A 26,722-nucleotide genomic window follows, 5' to 3' on the forward strand; every position below is an offset into this window, starting at 1 on the left:
GCGCGCCGCGCTGAAGGTATCAGCGCCATAGAGCCATGCGCGCCGAACGCATCCCCAACCCGCCCACAGCTTCTCTGCCCCCGGAAGTCCTCCGGGTGGTGGAGGCGCTTGCGCGGGTCCGGGAGGAGCGTGACAGTCGCGCCGCCGCAGCCGCCCAGAAGCCGAGATGACCCGCGCCGCCATCTACGCCCGCTACTCCAGCGACCGGCAGAACGCGCGCTCGGTGGCCGATCAGGTGGCAGTCCTGACGGAGATAGCCAGCCGACGCGGCTGGACCGTCGTCGCTTCGTACATGGACGCAGCGATCAGCGGGACCGCGATGGCCAACCGCCCAGGCCTACTGAACGCCATCGCCGCGGCCGGGCGTGGTGAGTTCGATGCCCTGTTAGTGGAAGACGAGGACCGGATCGCCCGGGACGAAGAGCACCAGTGGAACGTTTACAACCGCCTCGCGGCCGCAGGCGTGTTCATTTCCACCCTGTCGAGCGAGCGCGTCTCGCGGATGGAGGTGGCGTTCAAGAGCTTCATGGCGGCCGAGTACATCCAGGTGCTCTCGGCCAAGACCAAGCGCGGGGTGCGTGCGAACGCCGAGCAGGGGCGCGCCACCGGCGCCCGGCTCTATGGCTACCGCACCCAACCCGGCGGGCACATCGAGATCATTCCCGCCGAGGCCGAGGTCATCCGGCGGATCTTCGCGGCCTACGCCGCCGGCGACACCGCCCGAGAGATCGCCAGCGCTCTGAACGCTGAAGGCGTGCCTGGCCCCAAGGGCGGGCTGTGGAATACGTCCACGATCAGCGGCTCCCGCCAGCGCGGGAACGGCATCCTGAACACCGAACTCTATGCCGGCGTGAAGGTCTGGGGCCGAGACGAGGTCCGCAAGGACCGCGACACCGGCAAGCGGGTCCACCGCTACCTGCCGCCGGAGCAGTGGAAGCGCACCCCTGTCGAGCATCTGCGGATCATCGACGATCCGACCTGGCGCGCAGTGCGGGATCGCAAGGCGCGAGCCTCAGCCCAGCCCCACGCCGTTCAGCGTCGGCCGAGCCTGTTCGGCGGCCTCCTGCGGTGCGGGTCCTGCGGCGGCGCCTACGTGACCTACACGACCGGCAAGCTCGTCTGCGTGAACTACCGGGAGCGGGGCACGTGCACGAACCGCCGCACCCCCGCCCGCGCCAAGGTCGAGGCCGTGGCGCTGGAGGTCCTGCGAGAGCAGATGCTCGCGCCCCAGGCGGTCGCCAGCTACGTGCGGGCCTACCGCCACGCTGCAGCCGCGCGCAAGGCGGCCGCCGCCGATCTCCGCGCGCCGCTGGCCCGGCGAATCGCCGAGGCCGAGCGAGGCCTGGCGCGGCTCGTCTCCGCGATCGAGCGCGGCGTCTCGACCCCTGCCATGGAGGCCCGCGTAGCGGACCTCGAGACGGAGCGGAAGGCGGCGCAGACCGAACTCGACGCTCTCACGGCGCCGGAGCCGACGATCGAGCTGCACCCCGACGCCCCGCGCATCTACGCGGAGATGGTCGCCCAACTGCAGGCGACGCTGGCCGAGTTCACGCCCAACAACACTCAGGCCGAGCGGGCGCTGGCAGATTCGGTGCGCGGGCTGGTCGACCGGATCGTGATCATCCCGCGAAGCCAGGAGCGCGGCGGCCCGATCGACATCGAGGTCGAAGGCACCCTTGCGCGATTGTCCCGTGGTGGAGCCGAACCCAACGAGAACCGTGGGTTGGGAGTCGTGGTAGCTGGGGGCGGGCTCGAACCGCCGACCTGTGGGTTATGAATCCACCGCTCTAACCAGCTGAGCTACCCAGCCACGAGCGACACCCCACCACGGGAGGCGCGGTTTATAGGGGCGATGCCGCCGCGCTTCAAGCGCTTGGGCGCGGACGGCAGGCGCGCTAGGCTCGATGCTGCGATGAGCGTCCTGCACCTCCTGGGAACGGCCGGCGAAGGCGGCGCGGAGACCTACTTCGTCGACCTCCTGAAGGCGCTGAAGCGGGCCGGAGTGGCGGAAGCGGCGGCGATCCGGCGCAATCCGCTGCGCGAGGCGCGCCTGCGCAAGGCCGGCATTCCGGTGAAGGTGCTCCATTTCGGCGGCCCGCTGGACATCATCACCCGGCCGGCCGTCGCAGGCTTCGCGGCGCTCAACGGAACCCGTGTCGCCCTCGCCTGGATGAACCGCGCCGCGCGTCACACGCCGCGGGGGCCCTGGGCGCGCATCGGCCGGCTCGGCGGCTACTACAGCCTGAAGTACTACCGCGGCTTCGATCACCTGGTCGCCAACACCGAGGACATCGCGGATTGGATCGTCGACCAGGGCTGGCCTGCGGGCCGGGTCACCTGCATCCCCAACTTCGCCGCCGCCGCCGCCGAGCGCGCGCCGGTGGATCGCGCGACCCTCGACACGCCCGCGGACGCGCCGCTGCTGCTGGCCATGGGCCGCCTGCACGAGAACAAGGCCCATGACGTCAGCCTGCAGGCCCTGACCCGGCTGCCGGACGCCTATCTGTGGATCGCCGGCGCCGGTCCCCAGGAAGCCAAGCTGAAGGGCCTCGCCGAGGCGCTGGGCGTCGCGCCGCGCGTCCGCTTCCTCGGCTGGCGGGCGGACGCCTCGGCGCTCTACCGGACCGCGGACGTCTGCGTGTTCCCCTCGCGCTACGAGCCGCTGGGCAATGTGGTCATCCAGGCCTGGGCCCACGGACTGCCCGTCGTCGCCGCCGAGAGCCAGGGCCCCAAGGCGCTGATCCAGCACGACCGCGACGGGCTCCTGGTCCCCATCGATGACGCCGAGGCCCTGGCGGCCGGGGTCACACGCCTGCTGGACGACCCCGGCCTTCGCGCCCGCTTCGCCGCGGCGGGCGTCCAGCGCGTCGCCTCGCAGTTCTCGGAGAGCGCCGTCGTCGCCCAGTGGCAGGCCCTCTTCGCCGATCACGGAGCCGCCTGATGTGCGGCATCGCCGGGCAGCTCGGCGGGGACGACTCCCGCGCCGAGGCGATGATCCGCGCGATCGCCCACCGTGGGCCCGACGGCGTGCGGCTGGAGCAGCTCCCGGGCGCGGCGCTCGCCCACGCGCGGCTGTCGATCATCGACCTGGAAGGCGGATGGCAGCCCCTGCACGCCGCCGGCGGCGCGGTCGTCGGCAACGGCGAGATCTACAACTACGTCGAGCTGACGCGCGACCACCAGCTGGGCCCGCATCTGGGCACCGGGTCCGACTTCGAGCCGCTGCTGCACCTCTACGCGCGCGAAGGCCCGGCCGCGTTCGACCGTCTGCGCGGCATGTACGCGCTCTGCCTGGTGGGACCCGACGGGCGGACGTTCCTGGCCCGCGACCCGTTCGGCATCAAGCCGCTGTACCTGATGGAGCACGCCGGCGGCCTGGCGTTCGCCTCCGAGCCGCGCGCCTTCTTCGCCGCCGGCCTGATGCAGCGGGCGCTGGACGAGACCGCGGCGCGCGAGCTGCTGGAACTGAACTACGTGCTCGGCGAGCGCACGCCCTTCCAGGGCCTGCGCCGCGTCGCGCCCGGCGAGGTCATCGAGGTCCGCGACGGCCGCATCGTGGCGAACCACCGCCGCGCGCCGCTCCCGCTGAACCCGCCGGCCGAGGCGCGCGCGGCGGATGACCCGATCGCCGCCCTCGACGCCGTGCTCGAGGACAGCGTGCGCGTGCACCAGCGTTCCGACGCGCCCTACGGCCTGTTCCTGTCGGGCGGCGTCGACTCGGCCGCCATCGCCACCCTGATGGCGCGGCTGAACACGCGCCCGGTGACGGCCTTCACCTGCGGCTTCGACGCCCCGGGCGCCGCGGACGAGCGCGCCGCGGCCGAGGCCGTGGCCCGGGCGCTGGACCTGGACTGGCGCGAGACCACGTTCGGCGAGGCGGACTTCTGGCGGATCCTTCCGCAGGTCGCCTGGGCCATGGACGACCCCACCGCCGACTATGCGACGCTGCCCACCTACAAGCTGGCCGAGGCCGCCAAGGACAGCCTCACCGTCGTCCTCACCGGCGAGGGCGGGGACGAGCTCTTCGCCGGATACGGCCGCTACCGGCGCGCGCTGCGGCCCCGGCTGCTCGGCGGGCGCCCCGCCGAACCGCGCGGGACGTCGCCTGAGGTCCTCGCAGCCTGGCGCGACGCGGCGCGCCCACCCCGGGGGCTGAGCGCGCTCCAGCAGGCGCAGTGGGCCGATGTCGTCACCTGGCTGCCCAACGACCTGCTGCTGAAGCTGGACCGTTGCCTGATGGCGCACGGGCTCGAGGGGCGCACGCCTTTCCTCGACCCGGCGGTCGCCGCCTTCGCGTGGTCGCTCCCCGATCGGCTGAAGACGCAGGGCGGCTACGGCAAGTGGATCCTGCGCAAGTGGCTCGAGCGCGCCTGCCCGGCGGCCCGGCCCTGGGCGAAGAAGCAGGGCTTCACGACGCCGGTGGAGGCCTGGATCGCGCCGCGAGCGGGCGACCTTGCGCCGCGCATCGCCCGGGTCGCCGCCGTCCGCCGGCTCGTCCCGGACGCCGAAGACCGCATGCGCCAGGGAACGGGCCGCTGGCCGCTGCTCTTCCTTGCCGTCTGGTCGCTCATACATCTGGAGGGCGCGCAACCCGACGACGCGCTTCGCACTGTGCTTCCGAGCTGACGGAGATCCCCTTGAAGACGCTGCTGACCGCCGCCTGCGCGACCGCCCTCCTTGCCGCCGCCTGCAACGCGGCCCCCGACCGCGCCCAGGCGCAGGGCGCCTCCGGGGCGCCCGTGGAAACCCGCGCGCCGAACGGGAAGGACCAGGCGCCCGCCTTCGCCGGCCAGACCCGCGCGCCCGAGGTCAAGGCCGGCGTCGACTACCAGGTCACCGACCACGTGACCGGACTGGTCAAGCCGTGGGGCCTCGCCTTCACGCCCGACGGGGGCCTGCTGATCACCGAGAAGCCCGGGCGGCTGCGCCTGTTCAAGGACGGTCGCCTCTCCGAGCCGGTGGCCGGCGTCCCCGCCGTGGACGCCCGCGACCAGGGCGGCCTGCAGGGGATCGCGCTGGACCCGCAGTTCGCCCGGAACGGCCTCGTCTACCTCCACTACGTGGAGCCCCCGAAGGACGGGAAGAACAACGGCGCCGTGGCCCGCGGCCGGCTGGTGACCACGGGCGGGACGCCGCGCCTCGAGGACGTCCGCGTGATCTACCGCCAGACGCCGTCGCTGGCGTCGACGAAGCACTACGGCGGGCGGCTGGTGTTCGGCCGCGACGGCACGCTCTTCGTGACCGGCGGCGAGCGCTCCGTCCTCGAGGGCCGCATGCAGGCCCAGCGCATGGACGGAACCCTGGGCAAGGTGGTCCGCATCAACACCGACGGCTCGATCCCCAAGGACAATCCATTCGTCGGACGGGCCGGCGCACGGCCCGAGATCTTCTCGATCGGCCATCGCAACATCCTGGGCGCGGCGCTCCACCCGAGGACCGGCGAGCTCTGGGAGGTCGAGCACGGCGCCCGCGGCGGCGACGAGCTGAACATCGTGCGCAAGGGCCGCGACTATGGCTGGCCCACGATCACCTACGGCATCGAGTACGCCGGCGGCCCGGTGGGCGAGGGGATCACCCGGAAGGACGGCATGGAACAGCCGATCTACTACTGGGACCCGGTGCTCGCGCCCGGCGACATGGCGTTCTACGAGGCCGCCCAGGTCCCCGCCTGGAAGGGCAGCCTGTTCGTCACCGGCATGGGGCCGCGCTACCTCTCGCGCCTGACGCTGGACGGCGACAAGGTGGTGGGCGAGGAGCGCCTCCTGGTCGAGGTTAAGGAGCGCCTGCGCCCGATCGCGGTCGGTCCCGACGGCGCGCTCTACATCGGCGTCGACAGCGACGCCGGCCGCATCATCCGGGTGGCGCCGAAGTAGCCGGCGGCGCGGCCGCGACGCGGAGCGCCATCAGGAACAGCACCGTGAGCACCGGCGCCCAGATGAGCCGCTCCATGGCGCTGGGCGTGATCAGGTTCAGCACGAGCCCGACCCCCAGGAACCCGACCACAAGCCAGGCGGGCCACCGGGGCGCCGGACCGCGCCCGCGGATCAGCCCGGCGCGCCGCGCGACGATGTAGCCGATGCCCGCCAGCAGGCCGGCCTGCGCCAGGGCCGCGAGCCGCATCTCCGGCGGGAAGACGCCGGGAAACGCGCCGCCCATGGCGTACTCGCCCCAGGGCGCGCCGGCCGCCAGCGCGAGCTGGAACAGGATCGCCACCGCCTGCAGGGCGAGGAAGATCCGGGCCGCGACGGCGGGTCCCGGGATCACGCCGGCGCGCCCGCCTTCCCGTACTGCGCGCCCAGGCGCGTCATCACCGCCTCGAACTCGGCGATGGTCTCGGAGATCACCTGCGCCACCGGCTTGACGCTGTCGATGCGGCCGGCGACCTGGCCGGTCAGCGCGATCGCCGCCTCCATGTCGCCGCCGAAGTAGAGCTGCAGGGCGTTGGCCATCTCGGCCATGACGTTCGGCGGCGGCTCCAGCTCCAGGCGCGTGGTCTTCTCGGTGCGCAGCGCCCGCAGCGCCGGGCCCGGACCGTGGCGATTCAGGAAGACCGTGTCGGTCTCCTTGGCGTTCACGATCATGTCCTTCCAGTTCTGGTGCACCGGGCTTTCGGCGGCCGAGACCATGCGGGTGCCCATCTGCACGCCCTCGGCCCCCAGCGCGAAGGCCGCGGCCATCGAGCGGCCGTCGGTGATCCCCCCGGCGGCGATGATCGGCAGGTCGGTCTTCGACGCCACCAGCGGCAGGAGGACCATGGTCGCGACCTCGCGGCTGTTCTTGAAGCCGCCGCCCTCGCCGCCCTCGACCACCAGCCCGTCCACGCCGGCCGCGATCGCCTTCTCGGCCGCCGCCAGGGACGGGACCACGTGGAACACGGTGAGCCCCCGGCCCTTCAGCGCATCGCAGTAGCGGTTCGGGTCGCCGGCCGAGGTCGTCACGAACCGCACGCCCTGGTCGGCCACGAAGCTCACGATGTCGGGGTCGCGCACGAAGGCCTGGGCCACGTTGATCCCCCACGGCTTGTCCGTGAGGGTCTTCATCTTCTTCACCTCCTCGCGCACCTCGTCGAGGCGGCCGGACGAGGTCTCGATGATCCCGAAGGCGCCGGCGTTGGACACCGCGCTGGCCAGCTGCGCGCGGGCGATCCAGCCCATCGGGGCCTGCACGATCGGATGCGCGACGCCCAGCAGTTCCGTGATGCGGTTCTTCATGCCGTCCTCCCTGACGAAACTATGCGGAGGCCCGACGAAAACTCAAACCCTCCTGCCCTCCCCAGGCGGGGAGAGATTAGAGCCCCAGCCGCGCCGCCACCTCCTCGCCGATGGCCAGCGACGAGGTCAGGCCCGGGCTTTCGATCCCGAACAGCGCGACCAGTCCCGGCAGCCCGTGGACGTCCTGCGCGTCGAGCCGGAAGTCCGGCTGCGGCTCGCCCGGGCCGTGGATCTTCGGCCGGATCCCGGCGTAGTCGGGGCTCAGCGCGCCGTCGGGCAACGACGGCCAGAACTTGCGGATGTAGCGGTAGAACCCGTCCGCCGCCGCGGGATCGACGGTGTAGTCCAGCTCGTCGACGAAGTTGAGGTCCGGCCCGAAGACCCCCTGGCCGCCCAGGTCGCGGCGGTAGTGGGTCCCCAGCGCGCCCGGGATCGGCGGCGGATAGATCAGGCGCTGGAACGGCGCCTTGCCCGCCAGCCGGAAGTACATGCCCTTGCCGTAGTGGCCTTGCGGGATGAGGGCGGGCGGAAAGCCCTCGATCCGCGCCGCCGCCGCCTGGGCCGACAGGCCGGGCGCCGTCACCAGGTAGCGGCACGTCAGCGTTGTCGGCTCGGCGCCGCCGGCCGCCACGGAGAACCCGCCGCCCTCCAGCGGCGTCGCGGCCTCGAACGGCGTCGCCAGCACCACCGCCCCGCCCGCCGCCTCGATCTCGCCCTGCAGCGCCAGCATGTAGGCGTGGCTTTCGAAGACCCCGCTCTGTGGCGAGAGCAGCGCGCCCTCGCAGGCCAGCTCGGGCTCCATCGCCAGGGCCTGCGCCCGGGTCAGGCGCTCCATGCCCTCGACGTCGTTGGCCTGGGCCTGGTCGTAGATCGCCTCCAGCCGCGCCAGTTCGTCCGCCGTCGTCGCCACCACCAGCTTGCCGCAGCGGTCGTAGGCCACGTGGTGCGCGTCGCAGAAGGCGTAGAGCCGCCGCCGCCCTTCGACGCAGAGCCGCGCCTTGAGCGACCCGGTGGGATAGTAGAGGCCGCCGTGGATGACCTCGGAGTTGCGCGACGAGACGCCCTGGCCGATGGCGACGTCCTGCTCCAGCACCGCCACCGCCAGCCCGCGGCGGCTCAACGCGTGGCCGCACGCCAGCCCGACGGCGCCCGCGCCCACGACCACCGCGTCGAAATCGAAATCGGCCATGAGGCGGGGTTAGCTGTCCGGGCCAGCCGTGTCACGCCCCGAGGAAACGGAGGCCCGCGGCCTCGCGAACATCAGGGTCTGACGTCCCCACGGTCACGGATTGTATAAGGGACCGCAAACCGAACGCCGACCCCGAGCGGGCCACAGGATCCGAGACATGACGGTGAAGGACCACTACGGCCTCGAGTACAGCGGAGCGAACCCGGCGGCGCTGGAGCTCTTCCAGGCCGCCCTGGACGCCTACCACCGCTACGCCGGCGCTCCGTTCGAGCAGGCGAAGGCGGTGCTGAAGCAGAACCCCGGCTTCGTCATGGCCCACGTGCTGAAGGCTTACATGACGGCGATCGGCAGCAACCCGGCGATCCGCGGCATGGCCGCCGCCGCGGTGTCCGCGGCCCGCGACCTGCCGATGAACGCCCGCGAGGCGGGGCACGTCGCCGCGGCGGAGGCGATGCTCGCAGGCGAGATCCGCAGGGCCGCGCGGATCCTCGAGGATGTCGCCATCGCGTGGCCGCACGACGTCCTGGCGCTGCAGGTGGGCCAGACCATGGACTTCCTGCTGGGCGATTCCCGCATGCTCCGCGACCGGATCGGCCGCGCGCGGGCCCGCTGGACCCCGGACATGCCGGGGTATCACGCCGTCCTCGGCCTGCACGCGTTCGGGCTGGAGGAGACGGCGCTCTACGACCGGGCGGAGGCGGCCGGCCGCGAGGCCTGCGCCCTCGAACCGCGCAACAACTGGGCGCGTCACGCCGTCGCCCATGTGCTGGAGATGCAGGACCGCCGCGCCGAGGGCGTGCGCTTCATGCGCGACGACGCCGCCGCCTGGACCCCCGAGAGCTTCTTCCTCGTGCACAACTGGTGGCACACGGCCCTCTTCCACCTGGGGCTCGACGACATCGACGCCGTGCTCGAGCTCTACGACGGGCCGGTCTTCGGGGAGCCCTCGAGCCTCGCGTTCGACATGGTGGACGCCTCGGCCCTCCTGTGGCGCCTCAGGCTGCGCGGCGTCGACGTCGGCGGCCGCTGGCTGGCCCTGGCCGACGCCTGGTCGCAGCACCGCCTGGGCCACTACGCCTTCGAGGACGTCCACGCGGTGATGGCCCTGGTCGGCGCGGGCCGCGACGCCGACGCCGAGGCGGCGGTGGCCGAGATCGCCCGCGCCGTCGAGGGCGCCGGCGACAACGCCGCGTTCTCGCGGGACGTGGGGCTGCCGGTCGCCGAGGCGATGCTCGCACACGGCCGGGGACGGCATGGCCGCGCCGTCGAGCTGCTGCGTGATGTCCGCAACCGGGCCGGCCGGTTCGGCGGCAGCCATGCGCAGCGCGACCTCCTGGACCTGACTCTGATCGACGCGGCGCGCCGGGCGGGCGAGACGGCGTTGCACGAGGCGCTCGTCGCCGAGCGCCGGGCCGCGATGCCGCGAGCCGCCTAGCCCTCCTGCGCCGCAGCGACTAGGTTCCGCCCCGACACGGCGTGTGGGAGGGGTTCCATGTTGCGATCCATCGGTCTGGCCCTGGCGGCTCTGGCGCTTGCCGCATCCCCGGCCGCCGCGCAGAAGCCGAAGTCGGCCGACACGCCGATGATCCTGGCATGGCCCCCGGAGCTCCAGAGCCGCGGCTACCGCGCCATGGAGGACCTGTTCGAGGCCAAGGTCATCGCGCGCGGCCCGAAGGTTCGCGCCTTGCCGGCGGCGGCGAAGACGATCGACGTCTCGTACACGCACGACGGCCGCACCTGGACGACGGCCGAGTACATGGAGGCCTTCAGGGTCTCGGGGGTGCTGGTCCTGAAGGACGGGAAGATCCTGATGGAGCGCTACGGCCTGGGCCGCCGGCCCGAGGACCGCTGGACCTCGTTCTCGGTCGCCAAGTCCGTCACCGCCACCCTCGTGGGCGCGGCCCTCCAGGACGGCAAGATCAAGAGCCTGAACTCGGTGGTCACCGACTACATCCCCGAGCTGAAGGGGTCGGGCTACGACGGCGTCACGGTGCGCCAGCTCCTGATGATGAGCTCGGGCGTGAAGTGGAACGAGGACTACGTCGACCCGAAGTCCGACGTGGCCACCGCCGGCTCGGTCATCGAGGACCCCAAGGTCAACCCCATCGTCAGCTACATGCGCAAGCTGCCGCGCGAGAACGCGCCGGGCTCGACGTTCCACTACAACACCGGCGAGACCGACCTGGTGGGCGTGCTGGTGTCCAACGCGGTCGGCAAGAGCCTCGCGGAGTACGCCTCCGAGAAGATCTGGAAGCCCTACGGCATGGAGCGCGACGGCATCTGGATGACGGATCTGGCCGGCCACGAGCGGGGCGGTTGCTGCATGTCCATGACCTTGCGCGACTACGGCCGCATCGGACAGTTCATGCTGGACGGCGGCAAGGCCGGCGGGAAGCAGATCCTGCCGCCCGGCTGGACCACCGAGGCGGCCTCGAAGCAGATCGACAATCCCACCGGCGGCTACGGCTACTTCTGGTGGATGCGCCGCGAGGGCGGCTACGAGGCGCGCGGCATCTTCGGCCAGCAGATCCTCATCGTGCCCGAGGAGCGCCTCGTGGTGGTGGTCAACTCCGCCTGGCCGCGGGCGACCGGGCGCGACCTGTCCGCCGCGCGCACGGCGTTCGTGGAAGCGGTGCGCGCCGCGGCGCGCACCGTCCCGTAAGCCTCAGGCCGCCTTCGGCAGGCGCCAGCGAAAGGGCTCCAGCGAGGTCAGCCAACGCGTCGCCCCCCGCTCGTCGTCGAGCCAGGCCTTGGAGCCGGCGAAGCCGACCACCCGCCAGATCGGCATCCCTCCGGCTTCGGCGGACACCGCGTCGCCGATCTCGACCGGCCTGTCCGCCCCGTGGTCCAGGAGCTCCCAATGGATGGCGGAACCCGCCATGATGTCACCTCGTGCGCTCCGCGGAATTCGCGGATCGTCCCAAGGATAGGGGCGCAGCGCTGAGCCGCGGCTGAGAGCGGCGTTCAACGGCCGTTCACCGGGCGGAGATGGGACTGGACTTCGCGGCCGTTCCTGCGTTCCTGGCGCGATGCGAAACCGGGCGCGCGCGATCGGAACACTGGGGCTCTCGGCAATCGCCCTCGCGGTCACGGCGGCGGCGCAGGACAGCGCGCCCGTGGCCGCCATGGAGCAGGCCGGCTGGACCCTGGTCACCGCCAGCGAAGACACCTTCGTGTACATGCGGCCACAGGCGGTCGCCGTGGACGGCGTGCGCCGCGTCTGGACGGCCTACGACTCCGACAAGGTCCACCACCGGGACGGCCTGACCTTCCAGTCCGTGGAGAGCCTGGGCGAGTTCGACTGTCCGCGGCAGCTCTCGCGGGTGGTGGACGAGCTCTACTACGAGGCGCCCGGCCTCAAGGGCCGCGGCCGGCGCTCCCCAGCGTTCAAGGTCACGCCCTGGGCCGCGCCCGGGAAGGGCTCGGTCGGCGAGGTGCGCATGACCTTCGCCTGCGGCGGTCCTCCGCCACCCTGACGGGCGGCGGCCGCCGGGCTACCCCGCGGCGGCCTGCAGTTCGGGCCAGGCCCGGTAGAGGGTCGCGATGTCGAAGTACTCGCGCCAGAACACGATCTTGCCGTCGCGCACCTCGTAGACCCCGGTCACGGGCAGCTCGACCCAGCGGTCGGGGAGTCGGTGGCGGTCCAGCCGCTCGATGAAGACGATCGGGCCGTTGGTGGCCTGGCGGAGCACCTGGAACTCGTTCTCGACGATGGGCGCGAAGAAGGGCTCGAGCACGGCGCGCACGCCCGCCGGCCCCTTGGCGACGCCCATCGGCATGTTCTCGTAGTGGCAGTCGTCCGCGACGTGGACCACGCCGGCGTCGTAGTCCTTCTGCTCCATCGCCTTCATGAAGGCGGTCACGACGTCGATCGGGCTCTGGGCGGTCATGGCGGGCTCCTGTTGTCGCCCGCCACACCATCATGCCCGGGGCCGCCCCGCGATTACCTGCGAGGTTATGGCCACGCCTCGCGTCAGGCGCTCTGCGTCGTGTCCGGCAGGCCCAGGATCCGCTTCGAGACGATGTTGAACTGGACCTCCTGGCTGCCGCCGTAGATCGACATGGCCTTGCCCCAGAGCCAGCTGCGGACGGCCTCGATCTCGTGCTCGTTGAAGGCGTCGCCTTCCCAGCCCAGGCCCTGCGAGCCCATCAGTTCCAGCGTCAGCTCGGCGCGGGTCTGGGCGACCCAGGTGGCCGAGTTCTTCAGCACCGACGGCGCGTTGCCGGGGCTGTTGTTGCCCTTGGCCTCGGCCGCCGCGCGCGCCAGCGTCAGCGCATGGGCCTTGGCGTCCATCTCGTGCTTCACCAGCCGCGAGCGGAAGTCGACGTCGGCCAGCCGACCCTTGTCGTCGGTCCCGAGGTACTTCTTGGCGATGGTGTTCAGCGCCGCCGGCGGTCGGCCGCCCATCGAGGCGCCGGTCTGGCTGGCGCGCTCGTGCTGCAGCAGGCGCTTGCCCACCGTCCAGCCCACGTTGAGCTGGCCCAGCAGCGCCTCCTTCGGCGCCACCGCGTCGGTGAAGAAGGTCTCGCAGAACGGCGAGGCGCCCGAGATCAGGCCGATCGGCCGGGTCTCGATGCCCGGCTGCTTCATGTTCACGAGCAGGAAGCTGATCCCCTCGTGCTTCTTGGCCTGCGGGTCGGTCCGCACTAGGAGGCCGCACCAGTCCGAGTACTGGGCTCCGCTCGTCCAGGTCTTCTGGCCGTTGATCACCCAGTGGTCGCCGGCGTCCACCGCCCGCGTCTGCAGCGACGCCAGGTCGGAGCCGGCGTTCGGCTCGGAGTAGCCCACGCACCACTGGACCTCGCCGCGCACGATCCGCGGCAGGTGCTCGGCCTTCTGCGCCTCGGTGCCGTAGTCCAGGATCGTCGGGCCGATCATGGTCACGCCCATGCCGAACATCAGCGGGTTGAACGCCCCGATCCGGCTCATCTCCTGGCCCAGCACGCGGGCCTGCGCGACCGAGAGGCCGCCGCCACCGTACTGCGTCGGCCAGGTGGGGGTGCCCCAGCCCTTCTCGCCGATCGCCTTGCGCCACTTCACCAGGTCGGGCTCGTTCGAGCGCACCTCGGCCGACGCCAGCGCGCCCTTGCCCTTCAGCGAGGCGGGGAAGTTGGCTTCCAGCCAGCTGCGCGCCTCGGCGCGGAAGGCTTCCAGTTCGGTGTCGCCGCCGAAATCGGCCATGGACAAGCTCCTCGAATTCCGCGCGGAGCCGCGACCCCGCGAATATGCGACGCACCCTAGGCGGATGACGCAACGAAAGCGAAGAGGCGTTTCGCGCGTGCGGGCCGAGCGGGGGCGGGCTGAGCGGGCGCGGTTTGACCCCGCCGCCCATCGTCCTAGTGTGACGCGCAACGTCGGGGGACCACCACATGAGCCTAACCGCAGCGCGCCGGGGGCGCAGCATGGCCGACCTGCAGGCGCTCTCGTCCAAGGTGTTCTCGCCCCAGGAGATCGGCGCGGCGATCGCCGCCTGGAAGCCACGCCCGACCGATGTGGTCATCGCCCCCTACGGCAAGTGCGGCACCACCTGGCTGCAGCAGATCTTCCACACGCTGCGCACCGGCGGCGATATGGACTTTCCGGACATCTCGGCGGTCGTGCCGTGGATCGAGACCGCCACCGGCCTCGGGATCGACATCAACGCCGAGCAGCGCGCGAACCCGCGCGGTTTCAAAAGCCACATGGCCCATGACGAGCTGCCGCCCGGCGCCAAGGCCCTTGTCAGCCTGCGCGATCCCAAGGATGCGCTCGTCTCGTTCTACCACTTCATGAGCGGCTGGTTCCTGGAACCAGGCGCGGTGACCCTCGACGAGTTTGCCGGCGCCTACCTGGAGCGCACCATCATCGGCTCGTACTGGGGCCACCTCCTGTCGTGGTGGAAGGTCCGCCACGCGCCGAACGTGCTGCTGCTGTCGTACGAGCACATGCTGGCCGAGCCCGAGTCCGCGATCCGCCGGGTTGCGGCCTTCGCCGGGATCCCGCTCACCGACGAGCTTCTGGCGCTCACCCTGGAGCGCTCGTCCATCCAATACATGCTCGAACACAAGGACCGCTTCGACGACGCCCTCATGCGGCAGCTGTCCGAGACGCGCTGCAACCTGCCCCCCGGCAGCGACTCCGCCAAGGTGCGCAAGGGCGGCGCGGGCGGCCACGTGCACGAAATGTCGCCCGCCGTCTCCGCGGCCATGGACGCCCGCTGGCGCGAACTCGTCACGCCGATCACGGGGCACCCCGACTACGCCGCCCTCGAGGCGGATCTCCGGGCGGGGCGTTGAAGGGCGCCAGGACCTGCGGCCCCTGCACCCAGTGCTGCCGCGTCATGGCGGTCGAGGCGCTGGGCAAGCCGGCCGGCGTGACCTGCGACCACGTCCGGCAGGGAAAGGGCTGCGGGATCTATGACCGGCGCCCGAACGCCTGCCGCACGTTCGAGTGCGTCTGGCTGATGGACGAGGAGATGCCGCACCGCTTCCGGCCGGACCAGACGAAGGTGGTGCTCGACCAGGACGCCAAAGGCCAATGGCTGATCGCCCGCTGCGACCCGGGCAATCCCCAGGCCTGGCGGCGCGCCCCGATGTATGCGGCGCTGAAGGGCCGGGCGCGGGACACCTGGGGGTCGGGGAAGATCGTGTTGGCCACGGCCGGCCGCCGCGCCTGGCTGATCACGCCGGGCGAGGACATCGACCTCGGCGAGGTCGACCTGTCCGCCGGGCTCAGGGTGACGGAGCGGGCGGATGGCTCGGTCGCCGTGGAGGCCGGGCGTGCCTGAGATCGAGACCGGGCGCCTCGTCCTCGACCGCTTCACGACGGCCGATGCGCCGGACGTGTTCGCGGCCATCACGCCCGCCGTCACGCGATGGATGACCTGGGAGCCGCCGACCTGGGCGGAGTTCGAAGCGCACGCCGCCCGGCTGGCCGCAGCCGACCCGCGGGCCGGGGCGAACTTCGTGATCCGCCTGCGGGACACCGGGCGCTGCCTGGGAATCACGGCCGCCGAGCGGCTGGCCGACGACCTGCCCGAGCTCGGCATCTGGCTGCGGGCCGACGCCCATGGGCAGGGGTTCGGCCTGGAAGCGGCGAGGGCCCTGCTGCGCTGGGCCTCGGCCGCGAGCGGGGCCGCGGGGTTCGTGTGGCCCGTCGCCGTCGAGAACGCCGCCAGCCGCCGCATCGCCGAACGGCTCGGCGGCGAGATCGTCGCCGAGCGCCCGGGCGCGAAGTACGACGCCGTGATCTACCGCATTCCCGCCGCTCAGGGACCGTAGCTCACCGCCATGCCCGCGCGGACGTCCTGCTGCACCCCGTACTGCGGGAACGGGTAGCGGAAGCCGTTCTTCGCGAGCGCCTTCATCCCCGCGATCGCCTTCACGAGGTACTCGCCCGGCGTGGCCATCAGCATCTCGTCGTCGAGGACGCCGCCGTAGCGCCGCTCGGCGAAGCAGGGGATCGAGAGGCTGGGCTCGCGCCGGGTCAGCGCCCGGCCCCAGCTGTCGGCGCACGCGCTCTCGCCCACCACGCCCCAGTCGAACTTCTTGTAGCCCGACCACTGCAGCCCGTTGATGAAGTAGATCATCGCCCCGGGCGTCGCATAGAACAGCGCGATGTCGAAGTCGGCGATCTTGCCCGCGCCCAGGGGGCCGATCGCGAGCGCCTCGTAGCGGCCGTCCGGCACGCAGTCCATGGCCGCCTGATGGGCGCTGGCGTCCTCCAGCGTCTCGAACCACACGCCGGTCATGTGCCGGCCGGACATCCACTCCGGCGTCTTGGCCCCGCCAAGTCCGACCACCGCGCGGCACTGGGCGCCCACCAGGTCGTCGGCCGTGACGCCCACCGTCCAGCCCAGCCGCGCCGCCTGCCCGACCAGCTGGTCCAGGGTGTGGACGTGCTGTGGCCGACGGATTCGCGGCACGGCTTCCATGTCGGCGCGGTTCTCGTAGAGCTTCATCCCGAACGGGATCGACCGCAGCTTCAGGAGCTGTTCCAGCTCGGCGGTGATGGCGGGCCAGTCCATGGGCGTCCTCCGGTCGCGTTTGGCCCACGCTGGAACGCTATCCCGCCCTTGTCATCCCGGTTTTGGCGCACGGCGCGGACCGGGCCCTACAGACTCCGGGATGGCGGTCAGCCCGCCCAGGCCTTCCACAGACGCCTGGCCTCGGCCTTCGCGGGCCCGAGGCTGGCCTCCTTCACGTGGCCGAAGCCGCGGATCTGCTGGGGAACGCGGGCGATCTGGACCGCCAGATGGTGGTTTTCCGCCGTCAGCCCGGCGGCCAGCCTGTCGACGTCCGCCTCGAACTCGGCGATCAGGCCGCGCTCCATCTTCCGCTCGCCGGTCCTGCCGAACACGTCGAGCGGCCCGCCCCGCAGGCCCTTCATCTTCGCGAGCGTCGGGAACACGAGGTCCAGCATCCAGGGGTCGAAGGCCATCTTCTTCGGCTTGCCGTCAGGCCCCGCGCGCGCCAGCAGCGGCGGCGCGAGCCAGACCTTCGCCTTGCCGCCCTTGAAGGTCTCGGCGCGGTAGGCGGCGAAGCGGCCGTCGGAATAGAGCCGGGCCACCTCGTACTCGTCCTTGTAGGCCATCAGCTTGTGGAGGCTGACCGCCACGGCGCGGGTCAGGTCTGTGGAGCCCAGGGCCGCCTCGGCCGCGCGCACCCTCTCCACGCGGGCGAGGTAACGGTCGGCGTAGGCCTTGTTCTGGTAGGCCGTCAGCTCCCGGGCGCGGTGGGCGATCAGCTCGTCCAGCGGCAGGGTCTCGGGCGTGGGGACGTCATCCTCGCGCGGGCCGCGGGCCTGCGGGTCGAACGCCGCCTTCCGGCCCAGCTCGAAGGCCTGCAGGTTGGTCTCGGCCTCGACGCCGTTCAGCCGGATCGCCCGGTAGAGGGCGCGGCTGGACACCGGGATCACGCCCTTCTGCCAGGCGAAGCCCAGCATGATCATGTTGGCGTAGATGGCGTCGCCCAGGTTCGTCTCGGCCAGGTGGCTCGCCGGCGCGGCGTCGTAGCTCTTCGCCGCCGCGGCGATCCGGCGGCCCTGCTCGTCGGCGTCGAAGCGCACGTCGCGGTCGGTGACGAAGTCGGCGGTCGGGGCGAAGTCGGCGTTGCCCACCGCCACCGTGCGGTCCTTGGCGTAGAGCGCCAGGGCGTCGGGGCCGGCGGCCGAGAGCAGGTCGCAGGCGATCAGCACGTTGGCGCTGGCCGCCGGCACCCGGCCGCCGATCACCGTGGTCTCGGTCTCGCCGATGCGGACGTGGCTGAACACCGCCCCGCCCTTCTGCGCCAAGCCCGTCATGTCGACCACCGAGGCCGAGCGCCCGTCCACGTGCGCCGCCATGGCGAGGATAGAGGCTACGGTGGTGACGCCCGTGCCGCCCACGCCCGTGAAGACGATGTTCTGGACGCCCTTCAGTTCCTGGAAGGTCGGCAGCGGGGTCGCATCGGCGGTCAGCGCCGGCATCGCCTCGCGGTGGGCGTTCTCGGCGCCCTCCAGCGTCACGAAGCTGGGGCAGAAGCCGTCGAGGCAGGAGTAGTCCTGGTTGCAGGTCGACTGGTTGATCTTCCGCTTGCGGCCGAACTCGGTGTTCAGCGGCTCGACCGACACGCAGTGCGACTTGGCCGAGCAGTCGCCGCAGCCCTCGCAGACCAGCGGATTGATCATCACGCGCATCGGCGCGGCGGCCATCTTGCCGCGCTTGCGGCGGCGGCGCGTCTCGGTGGCGCAGACCTGGTCGTAGATCAGCACCGTCGTGCCGGGCGTGTCGCGCAGGCTGCGCTGCACCCTCATCAGCTCGGCGCGGGGGAAGACCTGGACGCCGGGCGCGAGGCCCGTCACCTGCTGGTACCGCTCGGGCTCGGCGGCCACGACGACGATCTTCTCGACGCCCTCGGAGGCGAGCTGGCGGGTGATCTGCGGCACCGTGAAGCCGCTCTCGGCCTGCTGTCCGCCGGTCATGGCGACCGCGTCGTTGAACAGCAGCTTGTAGGTGACGTTCGATTTCGCCGCGACGGACGCCCGGATCGCCAGCGAGCCCGAGTGGTTGTAGGTGCCGTCGCCCAGATTGACGAAGACGTGCTTCTCGTCGGTGAACGGCGCCGCGCCCACCCACGAGAGGCCCTCCCCGCCCATGTGGCTGTTCAGGTCGGTGGACGGGTCGTTGAAGCTCGCCATGTAGTGGCAGCCGATGCCCGCCAGCGCGCGCGAGCCTTCCGGCAGGCGTGTGGACGAATTGTGCGGGCAGCCCGAGCAGAAGAACGGCTTGCGCTGCTGGTCGCTGGACAGGGTCACCGCGGCCATGGAGGCGGCCGAGACGCGGTTCAGGTAGTCGTAGACCCGGTCCATGTGCGGTCCGGGCGGCAGGCGGTCGGCGATCGCCAGCGCGATCTCCGCCACGCTGAGCGAGGTGAGCTCCGAGAGCAGCGGCGCGCCCGCCTCGTCGGTCTTGCCGATGATCCGCGGCCGCGCGTGAGCCGGCAGGTCGTAGAGCGCCGCGCGCGCCTGGGTCTCGATCAGGGGCCGCTTGTGCTCGATCACCATCAGCGTCTCGAGGCCGGCGGCGAAGCTGCGGATGCCCGTGGGCTCCAGCGGCCAGGGCATGCCGACCTTGTAGATCGCCACGCCCAGCGAAGCGGCCTCCGGCGGGCTGATCCCCATGGCCGCGAAGGCCTCGATCACGTCCTTGTAGGCCTGGCCCTGGCAGACGATGCCCAGTCGGGGCCGGGCCGCGCCCAGCATCACGCGGTCGATGCGATTGGCCCGCGCGAACGCCAGGGCCGCCGGGATCTTCTGCGTGCGGAGCCGGCGCTCCTTGTCGAGCGGCTGGTCCTTGAGCCGGATGCCCAGCCCGCCCGCGGGGACGCGAAAGCCCTCGGGCGTCGTGAACTGGTGCCGCGAAAGCGAGACATCGATGGTGGCGCCCGAGTCCATGGTGTCGGCCAGCGCGATCATGCCGACCCACAGGCCCGAGAAGCGGCTGAGCGCATAGCCCATCAGGCCGTAGTCGAGCACCTCCTGCACGTCCGCCGGAGACAGCACGGGCATCTCGAAATCCTGGAAGGCGTACTCGGACTGCGAGGGGAGCGTGGAGGACTTGCAGGTGTGGTCGTCGCCGGCCACCGCCAGCACCCCGCCCTTGGGCCAGACGCCGGCGAAGTTCGCGTGCTTGAAGGCGTCGCCCGTCCGGTCGACCCCCGGCGCCTTGCCGTACCACATGCCGTAGACGCCGTCGTACCGGGCGCCCGGGAACAGGTTGGCCTGCTGACTGCCCCAGACGGCGGTGGCCGCGAGGTCCTCGTTCAGCCCCTCCTTGAAGACGACGTTCGCCGCCTCGAGGTGCTTGGCCGCCCGCGCGGCCTGCTGGTCGAGGCCGCCCAGCGGCGAGCCGCGATACCCCGACACGAAGCCGGCCGTGTTGAGCCCCGCGGCCGCGTCCAGGCGGCGCTGGTCCATGAGCACGCGGAGCAGCGTCTGCACCCCGGTGATGAAGACCCGGCCGTCCGTGAGCAGAAATTTGTCGTCGAGCGTCACTTCCTGGTGGCGCATCGCAATTTTCTTCCTTTCGGGCCTCCCCACGTGAACTGCAAGATCATATAAGTGCGCCGCAATTGCTTGCCAAAAGCATGCCCCCGGCCCTCGGTTCCGGGGCAAGAACCATATGCTCTCGTGGCGTCAACAGGAGGAAAAGTTGTCCGAGGCCCTCGACGCGGTCGATGCCAAGATCCTCGATCTGATCCAGCACGACGCAGGTTTGTCCGTCGCCGAAATCGCCGAGCGGGTCGGATTGTCGTCGAGCCCGTGCTGGCGGCGCATCAAGCGGCTGGAGGACGCGGGCGTCATCCAGCGTCGGGTCACGATCCTCGACCGGGAGCGGCTGGGCCTGGGCTTCGAAGTCTACTGCACGGTGAAGCTCAGCCTGCCCACCAAGGACAACCTGGACGCCTTCGAGACCGCCATCGGGAAGCTGGCCGAGGTGGTCCAGTGCGCGACCGTCACGGGCGCCGCCGACTATGAACTGCGCATCGTCACCCGCGACATGCACGCGTTCGACGACTTCCTGCGCGACAAGATCCTGTCCCTGGGGCTCGTCTCGAACATCGAGAGCCGCATCGTGATCCGCTCGGTGAAGAACACCACCGCGGCGCCGCTCGGCCTCGTGAGCCCCTATGTGAGCGCCCAGGGGTAGCGCGTCTCCGGCCCGGCGGTCCGCAAGCGGGCCCGACTGCGGCCGGCGGCGCGGAACGCCGGCGATCCGCGTCCGGCCACGGTTGCACTCGCGCGGCCGCCGGAGCAACGCTGGGGGCCCCAGACCCGGAGCCCCCCATGATCGACCTCGTCATCGACCAGCGACGCAAGGACCTCGGCGGGTTCGAGGTCGGACGCGTCCTGCCCTACGCCAAGCGACGGATGGTCGGTCCCTTCGTGTTCTTCGACCACATGGGGCCGGTGGACTTCCAGGCCGGCTTCCCGCGCACCGTCGACGTCCGGCCGCACCCGCACATCGGCCTGTCCACCGTGACGTACCTGTTCGAGGGCGAGATCACCCACCGCGACTCGACGGGCGTGACCCAGGCCATTCACCCGGGCGAGGTGAACTGGATGGTCGCGGGCCGCGGCATCACCCACTCCGAGCGCTTCGAGACCCTGCGGCGGAACGGCGGCGCGATGCACGGCATCCAGGCCTGGGTCGCGCTGCCGGCGGAGCTGGAGGAAACCGATCCCGCCTTCGCCAACCACGGACCGGACGACCTGCCGACCTACGAGGGCGGCGGCATGTGGGCCCGCCTGATCGCCGGACGCGCCTTCGGCGCCGAGGCCAAGGTGAAGACCCAGTCGCCGCTGTTCTATGTGCACTGGCGGCTCGACGCCGGGGCGAAGGCGCAACTGCCCGCCGAGTATCCCGAACGCGCCGCCTACGTCGCCGAAGGCTCGGTGGAGGTCGACGGCCGGACGTACCAGGCGGGCCAGATGCTGGTGTTCCTGCCGGGCCGGCCGGTGACGTTCACCGCGCAGACGCCGGCGATCGTCATGCTGCTCGGCGGGGAGCCGGTGGGGCCGCGCTTCGTCGAATGGAACTTCGTCTCGTCCTCGAAGGAACGCCTGGAGCAGGCCAAGGCCGACTGGCGCGCCGGCCGCATGAAGCTGCCCGACGCCGACGACCAGGAGTTCATCCCGCTCCCCGAGCCCGCCCCGCCGCCGAACCCGATGAGCTGATCTGTTCTTTTTTTGTTCTTGACGAACTGAAGCTTCCACTGTACGGCCCCCTTGAACGCGTCGTGCGGGGTACGCCATTGCCGGCGAAGGTTATGGCCGTCACGACGCCGGCCGGCGCGGCGAGATCGTATGAGGCGGGTCAACGTAGGCGATGAAGCACGACGACGAGTGTCATCGCTGGGCTGGCAGCGCTGTCGCGATTGCGCGCATGCCGGCTTGATCCATGGGCGAGAACGACCCTGGCTTGTGGATCGGGCTAAGCCTGCTGGCAGCGATACTCGCCATCGCCTGGCTTGTCGGCGCGCTTCGCCAGCGCTCGCGGCGGGGCCGATCGTACGACTATCCGGCCACATACCGCCTTCGATCACGCCTGCGCCGGATGGCGCGTCCCACCCTGCTCCTCTTTCCGGCGAAGTCGCCCGGCTTTTCGAAGCTGGGCGGCTTACCGGAGTTGCCTGCCGACACCGCCTGGCCCGAGTTCGAGGGGCGGCCGCCAGCGTTTGTCGCACAGCTCGACCTCGCGGCGTTCGCGGCGCACGCCGGCATGCCTTGGCTGCCCCATGAAGGGCGCCTGTATTTCTTCTTCGATGAAGCGCGAAACGGCGCCTTGGACTGCTGCGTGGCGATCTACAGCCTGGAACCGCCGGGGCCTCCGGTTGCCTTTCCGGCGCCTCTGGCGGCGAGCCAGCGCTTTGCAGAACTTCGCGTCGGCTTCATGCGGTTCACATCGCTGCCAAGTTGGGACTGGCTCGGCGAAGACGAGCCGGGCCCCGAGATCGATTGGGAGGGGTTCGACCTCCTGGCCGACGCCGACCTCGGCGACGAGATCGAGCACCGTGTCGGCGGATACCCGAGTGAAATCCAGGGCGGCCAGATGGGCGTCCATTGCGAATACCTCTGGCGCGGTCTCGCCTGGGACCCCGATGGGCCTGTGCCCGACGACATTCGACGCGCGGGACGGCAGTGGCGATTGCTTCTGCAGATCGACTCCGACCCTGCGCTCGGCATGAACTGGTGGGATGGCGGGCGCATCTATGTCTTCGTCCGGGCACGCGACGCGAGGCGCGGCGACTTCCGCAAGACCGTCACCATCACGCAGACCCATTGAGCTATGTCCGCCTCCTTCACCACGGCGCGCCCGCGGATGGAATGCGCTCAGCCCCCGACCCACCCCATGGCGACGGCGCCTTGAACGGACCGCGGGAGGCGTCCACAGAGCGCGGAATGCACGTCAGCGTCTTCGACCTGTTCAAGCTGGGTGTCGGGCCCTCGAGCTCGCACACCATGGGGCCGATGACGGCCGCGGCGCGCTTCCTCTCGTGGCTGGGGGCGGACATCGTGCGGGTGGCGCGGGTCGAGACCACCCTCTACGCCTCGCTGGCGCTGACGGGCCGCGGCCACGCCACGGACCGGGCGGTGATCCTGGGTCTGGCCGGGCTCGAGCCGCGCAATCTCGATCCGGACGCGGCCGACCGACTGGTCGCAGCGGTGCGCGAGAGCGGCCGCCTCTCCCTTGGCGGCCGGCGCGACATCGGCTTCGACGAGGCCCGCGACATCGTCTGGGCCGGCCGCGAGCGACTGCCGCAGCACCCGAACGCGCTGCAGTTCGTCGCCCTGGATGCCGGGGGTGACCGGCTGGCCGAGCGCCGCTACTTCTCCATCGGGGGCGGCTTCGTCCGCGACGAGGACGAGATCGCGCGCAACGAGCCGCCGGCGCGGGCGCTGCCGGTCCCCTACCCCTTCGCCTCGGGCGCAGAGCTCCTGGAGCAGGCGCGCGCCTCGGGGCTCACGATCGCCGGGCTGATGGCCGCCAACGAACTCTCGGTCCGCAGCGACGCCGAGATCGAGGCCGGGCTCGATGAGATCGCCGCGGCCATGTACGCCTGCATCGAGCGGGGCATGAAGACCGAGGGCATGCTTCCGGGCGCGCTGAAGGTGCAGCGCCGCGCCCACGCCATCTGGCGGAACCTGGTCGAGAACGCCGACAGGCAGATCGCCGACCCGCTCTCGGCGCTGGACTGGGTGAACCTCTGGGCGCTGGCGGTGAACGAGGAGAACGCGGCCGGCGGCCGGGTGGTCACGGCGCCCACCAACGGAGCCGCGGGCCTGCTGCCGGCGGTCCTGCGCTACTACGACCGCTTCCACAACGGATCGCCCGGAGGCCGGCGCACCTTCCTGCTCACCGCCGCGGCGATCGGCGCGCTCTACAAGCGCAACGCCTCCATCTCGGGTGCGGAGGTCGGCTGCCAGGGCGAGGTGGGCGTCGCGTGCTCCATGGCCGCCGCCGGGCTCGCGGCGGCGCTGGGCGCGTCCAACGCCCAGGTGGAGAACGCCGCCGAGATCGGGATGGAGCACAACCTCGGCCTCACCTGCGATCCCATCGGCGGGCTGGTCCAGATCCCCTGCATCGAGCGCAACGCCATGGGCGCGGTGAAGGCGATCGACGCGGCCCGCCTGGCGATGCTGGGCACGGGCGAGCATTCCGTCAGCCTCGACAAGGTGATCGCCACCATGAAGCGGACCGGCGAGGACATGAGCCACGTCTACAAGGAAACCAGCCTGGGCGGGCTCGCGGTCAATCTCGCCGAGTGCTGACGGCGGCCTCCGTCAGGTCGAGAGCGCCTTGCGGGTCTGTTCCCAGTACTGGATCCCGGTGATCAGGGTCACCAGCGCGGCGATCCAGAACAGCGTGTGCGCGGCGAACTCGAAGCCGGTGCGGAAGGCTCCGCCGTCCGGGAGGCTGAAGGCGCCCCAGGCGGCGACCACCAGCTCCATGGTCAGTGCGACCAGCTGGAGAGTGGTCTTCCACTTCGCGAGCAGCGTGACCGGGAGCTTCACGCCCTTGCCCGCGCCGACTTCCCGCAGCGCGCTGACCGTGAACTCCCGGAACAGGATGAGGCCGGCCGGCAGCACGACCATCGGCTGGGGCCCCAGCGACATCAGCCCCAGGATCGCGCCGCAGACGAGCACCTTGTCGCCGATGGGGTCGAGGATCGCGCCCCAGACGCTCTCGGCGTTGAGCTTGCGCGCCAGCCAGCCGTCGAAGAAGTCCGTCACCGCTGCCAGCACGAAGGCGTAGACGGCCCAGCGCTGCAGGGCGAACTGAAGCTCGGGTTCGAGGCGCTGCGCGAGGTACGGCACGGCGCCCGCCGCCGCGGCGAAGGCCACGAACATGAAGAGGGCCATGACCAGCCGGGACGCCGTGAGGATGTTCGGGAGGGACTTCATGTGGGGAATCGAGCGTCCAGGGCGAAGCTTCGTTCCCACTATGCGTCCACGGGCATCGTTTCAGGAAGCCCGGACTCATTCGCCGACGTCTGAGGCGTCAGGTCAGGCCGTAGCCCGTCGCCAGCAGCGCCATCGACAACAGCGCGAACGCGCCGGAGGCGAGCAGCAACGCGATCGCCCAGGCCGAGGGGCGGTCGGCGGGCGGCGCGGATCGGGCGGAGGAGGCGCGTCTCGACATGCGCCCAGGTTGCGAACCGCGCCTTGAACCGTCCATGAACGGCGCTGTCAGAGTGATTGACGAGCGGTGAGCCGCCGCGCTGCGGGGGCAGGTGAGGTTCTCCGGGACACCGCCTCGACGACCGGGCCATGGCTCTTGTGGCTGACGGCCGGCGGTCCCCGACAAATGCCGCTTGACGTTTCGTTATTTCTAGAAATATAGAAGAACAACATCCCTGCGGAGATCGAACCATGAAGCGCCTGCACCTGCACGTGAGCGTCCCCGACCTCGATCAGTCCATCCGGTTCTACGCCACGCTGTTCGGCGCCCAGCCGACGGTGGTGAAGGACGACTACGCGAAGTGGATGCTCGACGACCCCCGCGTGAACTTCGCCATCTCGACGCATCGCGAGGCGGGGCTCGATCACGTGGGCATCCAGGTGGACAGCGCCGCCGAGCTGTCCGAGCTCGCCACGCGGCTGAAGGCGGCCGGGGCGCAGACCTTCGACGAGGCGGCCACCACCTGCTGCTACGCCCAGTCCGACAAGAGCTGGGTGGGCGATCCGGCCGGCCTGCGATGGGAGACCTTCTACACCTTCGGCGACGCCACGACGTACGGCGCGAGCGCCGCGCTGACCGAGCTCGAGCAGTCCCAGGCCAAGCCGGCCGGCGCATGCTGCGGGCCGGCGGCGGCGCCGGCGCCCGTCCCCGCCGAGCCTGCAAGGACCTCGGCGGGCTGCTGCTGACACAAAAGCTTCGCTTGGCGGAACGGTGAACTTCCGGCATTCCAGAACAATGGAAGTGCAAGCCGCCACGGCGGCCCTGGGCGCGCTGGCGCACCAGGGTCGCCTCGAAGTGTTCCGCCTGCTGGTGCGGGCCGGCCCGGACGGCCTGCCCGCCGGCGAGATCGCCCGCGCCACCGGCAGCCTCCCGAACACCCTGTCGACCAACCTGAACATCCTCGCCGCGGCCGGCCTGGTGTCGTCGCGCCGCGACGGCCGGTCGATCATCTACACCGCGGGCTACGGCGCCATGCGCGAGCTGCTGGCCTTCCTGATGGAAGACTGCTGCGCCGGCGCCCCCGAGATCTGCGGCGCGCTGGGTCCGGTCGCCCGGACTGCCTGCGCGGCCGAGCCGACCCCCTGCTGAGGAGACCCCGGGTGAGCGACCGGCCCTACAACGTCCTCTTCCTGTGCACCGGCAACTCCTGCCGCTCGATCCTCGCCGAGGCGATCATGAACCGCGAAGGCGCCGGCCGCTTCCGCGCCTACTCGGCCGGCTCCTTCCCGACCGGCCAGGTCAATCCCAACGCCCTGGCGCTGCTGCAGCGGCTGGATCACGACACGGAAGGCTTCCAGTCCAAGTCGTGGGACGAGTTCTCCCGTGACACCAACCCGGAAGCGCCGGAGCTCGATTTCATCTTCACGGTCTGCGACGACGCGGCCGGGGAGGTCTGCCCGTACTGGCCGGGCCAGCCCGTGACGGCGCACTGGGGCCTCCCGGACCCTGCGAAGGCCACCGGCAGCGACGCCGAGATCGCCCTCGCCTTCGCCGAGACCTACCGGATGCTCGCCAACCGGATCTCCCTCTTCCTCGATCTGCCGATGGCCAGGCTCGACCGGCTGTCCCTCCAGGCGCGGCTGAACGAGATCGGCGCGTCCTCGACCCAGCCGGCCTGACGC

27 protein-coding genes and 1 tRNA gene are annotated in these 26,722 nt (G+C 71.3%); 17 read left to right on the top strand and 11 right to left on the bottom strand.

What is annotated here, in order from left to right; translation table 11 throughout:
• Positions 1-166: 166 nt before the first annotated feature.
• Positions 167-1,777: a recombinase family protein gene (locus JNK30_RS23020; protein ID WP_367118773.1), complete on the top strand. Its 1,611-nt coding sequence runs from the start codon at positions 167-169 to the stop codon at positions 1,775-1,777.
• Here the strand turns inward: JNK30_RS23020 and JNK30_RS21130 are convergent.
• A tRNA-Met gene (locus tag JNK30_RS21130) sits at positions 1,734-1,810 on the bottom strand. The two genes, JNK30_RS23020 and JNK30_RS21130, sit on opposite strands and share 44 nt — an antisense overlap.
• A 102-nt stretch (positions 1,811-1,912) precedes the next feature.
• Between JNK30_RS21130 and JNK30_RS21135 the strand changes: the two genes are divergently transcribed.
• The 3 genes from JNK30_RS21135 to JNK30_RS21145 are packed head-to-tail and all read left to right on the top strand — an operon-like array spanning position 1,913 to position 5,873.
• Positions 1,913-2,941, top strand: coding sequence for a glycosyltransferase (locus JNK30_RS21135; RefSeq protein WP_293485440.1), 1,029 nt, complete (start codon positions 1,913-1,915; stop codon positions 2,939-2,941).
• Positions 2,941-4,626, top strand: a complete 1,686-nt coding sequence (gene asnB, locus JNK30_RS21140; protein ID WP_293485442.1) for an asparagine synthase (glutamine-hydrolyzing) — start codon at positions 2,941-2,943, stop codon at positions 4,624-4,626. Before JNK30_RS21135 ends, asnB begins: the two co-directional genes overlap by 1 nt.
• Positions 4,627-4,637: 11 nt before the next feature.
• On the top strand, positions 4,638-5,873 hold the full coding sequence (locus JNK30_RS21145; protein WP_293485443.1) for a PQQ-dependent sugar dehydrogenase: 1,236 nt from the start codon (positions 4,638-4,640) through the stop codon (positions 5,871-5,873).
• On the opposite strand, the gene JNK30_RS21150 is transcribed toward JNK30_RS21145, so the two are convergent.
• From JNK30_RS21150 to JNK30_RS21160, 3 genes are all read right to left on the bottom strand, one after another.
• Entirely contained in the window at positions 5,851-6,264 is a 414-nt protein-coding gene (locus JNK30_RS21150; protein ID WP_293485445.1) for a hypothetical protein, read from the bottom strand. The two genes, JNK30_RS21145 and JNK30_RS21150, sit on opposite strands and share 23 nt — an antisense overlap.
• A complete protein-coding gene (locus tag JNK30_RS21155; protein ID WP_293485447.1) occupies positions 6,261-7,211 on the bottom strand; it encodes a nitronate monooxygenase in 951 nt (316 codons plus the stop codon). Before JNK30_RS21155 ends, JNK30_RS21150 begins: the two co-directional genes overlap by 4 nt.
• Positions 7,212-7,287: 76 nt before the next feature.
• Positions 7,288-8,400, bottom strand: coding sequence for an NAD(P)/FAD-dependent oxidoreductase (locus tag JNK30_RS21160; RefSeq protein ID WP_293485449.1), 1,113 nt, complete (start codon positions 8,398-8,400; stop codon positions 7,288-7,290).
• Between the two features lie 157 nt (positions 8,401-8,557).
• On the opposite strand from JNK30_RS21160, the gene JNK30_RS21165 reads away from it, so the two are divergent.
• Both JNK30_RS21165 and JNK30_RS21170 read left to right on the top strand, forming a co-directional pair.
• Positions 8,558-9,835: a tetratricopeptide repeat protein gene (locus tag JNK30_RS21165; protein ID WP_293485451.1), complete on the top strand. Its 1,278-nt coding sequence runs from the start codon at positions 8,558-8,560 to the stop codon at positions 9,833-9,835.
• Positions 9,836-9,892: 57 nt separating this feature from the next.
• Positions 9,893-11,062, top strand: coding sequence for a serine hydrolase (locus JNK30_RS21170; RefSeq protein WP_293485453.1), 1,170 nt, complete (start codon positions 9,893-9,895; stop codon positions 11,060-11,062).
• A gap of 3 nt (positions 11,063-11,065) precedes the next feature.
• On the opposite strand, the gene JNK30_RS21175 is transcribed toward JNK30_RS21170, so the two are convergent.
• Complete coding sequence (locus JNK30_RS21175) at positions 11,066-11,281, bottom strand: hypothetical protein (RefSeq protein ID WP_293485455.1); 216 nt, start codon at positions 11,279-11,281, stop codon at positions 11,066-11,068.
• Between the two features lie 148 nt (positions 11,282-11,429).
• Here JNK30_RS21175 and JNK30_RS21180 point away from each other — a divergent pair, with 148 nt between their 5' ends.
• Positions 11,430-11,876, top strand: coding sequence for a surface-adhesin E family protein (locus JNK30_RS21180; RefSeq protein ID WP_293485457.1), 447 nt, complete (start codon positions 11,430-11,432; stop codon positions 11,874-11,876).
• Between the two features lie 18 nt (positions 11,877-11,894).
• On the opposite strand, the gene JNK30_RS21185 is transcribed toward JNK30_RS21180, so the two are convergent.
• Together JNK30_RS21185 and JNK30_RS21190 are read right to left on the bottom strand one after the other, a co-directional pair.
• A complete protein-coding gene (locus JNK30_RS21185; RefSeq protein ID WP_293485459.1) occupies positions 11,895-12,290 on the bottom strand; it encodes a limonene-1,2-epoxide hydrolase family protein in 396 nt (131 codons plus the stop codon).
• 83 nt (positions 12,291-12,373) lie between these two features.
• Positions 12,374-13,582 (bottom strand): acyl-CoA dehydrogenase family protein, encoded by a 1,209-nt coding sequence (locus JNK30_RS21190; protein ID WP_293485461.1) that lies wholly within the window; start codon positions 13,580-13,582, stop codon positions 12,374-12,376.
• Positions 13,583-13,770: 188 nt separating this feature from the next.
• Here JNK30_RS21190 and JNK30_RS21195 point away from each other — a divergent pair, with 188 nt between their 5' ends.
• The 3 genes from JNK30_RS21195 to JNK30_RS21205 are packed head-to-tail and all read left to right on the top strand — an operon-like array spanning position 13,771 to position 15,660.
• A complete protein-coding gene (locus JNK30_RS21195; protein WP_293485463.1) occupies positions 13,771-14,676 on the top strand; it encodes a sulfotransferase domain-containing protein in 906 nt (301 codons plus the stop codon).
• Complete coding sequence (locus tag JNK30_RS21200; protein WP_293485465.1) at positions 14,673-15,167, top strand: YkgJ family cysteine cluster protein; 495 nt, start codon at positions 14,673-14,675, stop codon at positions 15,165-15,167. Before JNK30_RS21195 ends, JNK30_RS21200 begins: the two co-directional genes overlap by 4 nt.
• On the top strand, positions 15,160-15,660 hold the full coding sequence (locus JNK30_RS21205) for a GNAT family N-acetyltransferase (RefSeq protein ID WP_293485467.1): 501 nt from the start codon (positions 15,160-15,162) through the stop codon (positions 15,658-15,660). Before JNK30_RS21200 ends, JNK30_RS21205 begins: the two co-directional genes overlap by 8 nt.
• On the opposite strand, the gene JNK30_RS21210 is transcribed toward JNK30_RS21205, so the two are convergent.
• Both JNK30_RS21210 and JNK30_RS21215 read right to left on the bottom strand, forming a co-directional pair.
• The gene (locus JNK30_RS21210; RefSeq protein WP_293485469.1) at positions 15,648-16,406 is read right to left on the bottom strand and encodes a DUF169 domain-containing protein; all 759 of its coding nucleotides are present in this window, start codon (positions 16,404-16,406) and stop codon (positions 15,648-15,650) included. The genes JNK30_RS21205 and JNK30_RS21210 overlap by 13 nt on opposite strands.
• 107 nt (positions 16,407-16,513) lie before the next feature.
• Positions 16,514-19,927, bottom strand: a complete 3,414-nt coding sequence (locus JNK30_RS21215) for an indolepyruvate ferredoxin oxidoreductase family protein (RefSeq protein WP_293485471.1) — start codon at positions 19,925-19,927, stop codon at positions 16,514-16,516.
• Between the two features lie 142 nt (positions 19,928-20,069).
• On the opposite strand from JNK30_RS21215, the gene JNK30_RS21220 reads away from it, so the two are divergent.
• From JNK30_RS21220 to JNK30_RS21235, 4 genes are all read left to right on the top strand, one after another.
• On the top strand, positions 20,070-20,567 hold the full coding sequence (locus tag JNK30_RS21220) for an Lrp/AsnC family transcriptional regulator (RefSeq protein ID WP_293485473.1): 498 nt from the start codon (positions 20,070-20,072) through the stop codon (positions 20,565-20,567).
• Positions 20,568-20,704: 137 nt separating this feature from the next.
• Positions 20,705-21,595, top strand: a complete 891-nt coding sequence (locus tag JNK30_RS21225) for a pirin family protein (protein ID WP_293485475.1) — start codon at positions 20,705-20,707, stop codon at positions 21,593-21,595.
• A 223-nt stretch (positions 21,596-21,818) separates the two neighbouring features.
• Complete coding sequence (locus JNK30_RS21230) at positions 21,819-22,703, top strand: YwqG family protein (RefSeq protein WP_293485477.1); 885 nt, start codon at positions 21,819-21,821, stop codon at positions 22,701-22,703.
• A 116-nt stretch (positions 22,704-22,819) separates the two neighbouring features.
• The gene (locus JNK30_RS21235; protein WP_293485479.1) at positions 22,820-24,190 is read left to right on the top strand and encodes an L-serine ammonia-lyase; all 1,371 of its coding nucleotides are present in this window, start codon (positions 22,820-22,822) and stop codon (positions 24,188-24,190) included.
• Between the two features lie 12 nt (positions 24,191-24,202).
• On the opposite strand, the gene pgsA is transcribed toward JNK30_RS21235, so the two are convergent.
• Both pgsA and JNK30_RS21245 read right to left on the bottom strand, forming a co-directional pair.
• Positions 24,203-24,823: a CDP-diacylglycerol--glycerol-3-phosphate 3-phosphatidyltransferase gene (pgsA, locus tag JNK30_RS21240; protein ID WP_293485481.1), complete on the bottom strand. Its 621-nt coding sequence runs from the start codon at positions 24,821-24,823 to the stop codon at positions 24,203-24,205.
• A gap of 97 nt (positions 24,824-24,920) precedes the next feature.
• Positions 24,921-25,061: a hypothetical protein gene (locus tag JNK30_RS21245; protein ID WP_293485483.1), complete on the bottom strand. Its 141-nt coding sequence runs from the start codon at positions 25,059-25,061 to the stop codon at positions 24,921-24,923.
• A gap of 230 nt (positions 25,062-25,291) precedes the next feature.
• Between JNK30_RS21245 and JNK30_RS21250 the strand changes: the two genes are divergently transcribed.
• From JNK30_RS21250 to JNK30_RS21260, 3 genes are read left to right on the top strand one after another with little or no spacing between them, the layout of a single operon-like run.
• Complete coding sequence (locus tag JNK30_RS21250; RefSeq protein WP_293485486.1) at positions 25,292-25,786, top strand: ArsI/CadI family heavy metal resistance metalloenzyme; 495 nt, start codon at positions 25,292-25,294, stop codon at positions 25,784-25,786.
• A 49-nt stretch (positions 25,787-25,835) separates the two neighbouring features.
• Entirely contained in the window at positions 25,836-26,189 is a 354-nt protein-coding gene (locus JNK30_RS21255; RefSeq protein ID WP_293485488.1) for a helix-turn-helix transcriptional regulator, read from the top strand.
• Positions 26,190-26,200: 11 nt separating this feature from the next.
• Positions 26,201-26,719 carry an arsenate reductase ArsC gene (locus tag JNK30_RS21260; RefSeq protein WP_293485490.1) on the top strand — a complete coding sequence of 173 codons (519 nt, stop codon included), beginning with the start codon at positions 26,201-26,203 and terminating at the stop codon, positions 26,717-26,719.
• Positions 26,720-26,722 lie beyond the last annotated feature (3 nt).

Source organism: Phenylobacterium sp. (assembly GCF_016793225.1).
In the GTDB taxonomy this organism is placed as follows: Bacteria; Pseudomonadota; Alphaproteobacteria; order Caulobacterales; family Caulobacteraceae; genus Phenylobacterium.

Bases quoted from the DNA above. Each gene is read 5' to 3' on its own strand.
- asnB (WP_293485442.1), top strand. From the start codon at position 2,941: ATGTGCGGCATCGCCGGGCAGCTCGGCGGGGACGACTCCCGCGCCGAG.
- JNK30_RS21195 (WP_293485463.1), top strand. From the start codon at position 13,771: ATGAGCCTAACCGCAGCGCGCCGGGGGCGCAGCATGGCCGACCTGCAG.
- JNK30_RS21155 (WP_293485447.1), bottom strand. From the start codon at position 7,211: ATGAAGAACCGCATCACGGAACTGCTGGGCGTCGCGCATCCGATCGTG.
- JNK30_RS21235 (WP_293485479.1), top strand. From the start codon at position 22,820: ATGCACGTCAGCGTCTTCGACCTGTTCAAGCTGGGTGTCGGGCCCTCG.
- JNK30_RS23020 (WP_367118773.1), top strand. From the start codon at position 167: ATGACCCGCGCCGCCATCTACGCCCGCTACTCCAGCGACCGGCAGAAC.
- JNK30_RS21170 (WP_293485453.1), top strand. From the start codon at position 9,893: ATGTTGCGATCCATCGGTCTGGCCCTGGCGGCTCTGGCGCTTGCCGCA.
- JNK30_RS21180 (WP_293485457.1), top strand. From the start codon at position 11,430: ATGCGAAACCGGGCGCGCGCGATCGGAACACTGGGGCTCTCGGCAATC.
- JNK30_RS21215 (WP_293485471.1), bottom strand. From the start codon at position 19,927: ATGCGCCACCAGGAAGTGACGCTCGACGACAAATTTCTGCTCACGGAC.
- JNK30_RS21230 (WP_293485477.1), top strand. From the start codon at position 21,819: ATGGGCGAGAACGACCCTGGCTTGTGGATCGGGCTAAGCCTGCTGGCA.
- JNK30_RS21250 (WP_293485486.1), top strand. From the start codon at position 25,292: ATGAAGCGCCTGCACCTGCACGTGAGCGTCCCCGACCTCGATCAGTCC.
- pgsA (WP_293485481.1), bottom strand. From the start codon at position 24,823: ATGAAGTCCCTCCCGAACATCCTCACGGCGTCCCGGCTGGTCATGGCC.
- JNK30_RS21175 (WP_293485455.1), bottom strand. From the start codon at position 11,281: ATGGCGGGTTCCGCCATCCATTGGGAGCTCCTGGACCACGGGGCGGAC.
- JNK30_RS21160 (WP_293485449.1), bottom strand. From the start codon at position 8,400: ATGGCCGATTTCGATTTCGACGCGGTGGTCGTGGGCGCGGGCGCCGTC.
- JNK30_RS21225 (WP_293485475.1), top strand. From the start codon at position 20,705: ATGATCGACCTCGTCATCGACCAGCGACGCAAGGACCTCGGCGGGTTC.
- JNK30_RS21165 (WP_293485451.1), top strand. From the start codon at position 8,558: ATGACGGTGAAGGACCACTACGGCCTCGAGTACAGCGGAGCGAACCCG.
- JNK30_RS21135 (WP_293485440.1), top strand. From the start codon at position 1,913: ATGAGCGTCCTGCACCTCCTGGGAACGGCCGGCGAAGGCGGCGCGGAG.
- JNK30_RS21245 (WP_293485483.1), bottom strand. From the start codon at position 25,061: ATGTCGAGACGCGCCTCCTCCGCCCGATCCGCGCCGCCCGCCGACCGC.
- JNK30_RS21255 (WP_293485488.1), top strand. From the start codon at position 25,836: ATGGAAGTGCAAGCCGCCACGGCGGCCCTGGGCGCGCTGGCGCACCAG.
- JNK30_RS21190 (WP_293485461.1), bottom strand. From the start codon at position 13,582: ATGGCCGATTTCGGCGGCGACACCGAACTGGAAGCCTTCCGCGCCGAG.
- JNK30_RS21185 (WP_293485459.1), bottom strand. From the start codon at position 12,290: ATGACCGCCCAGAGCCCGATCGACGTCGTGACCGCCTTCATGAAGGCG.
- JNK30_RS21210 (WP_293485469.1), bottom strand. From the start codon at position 16,406: ATGGACTGGCCCGCCATCACCGCCGAGCTGGAACAGCTCCTGAAGCTG.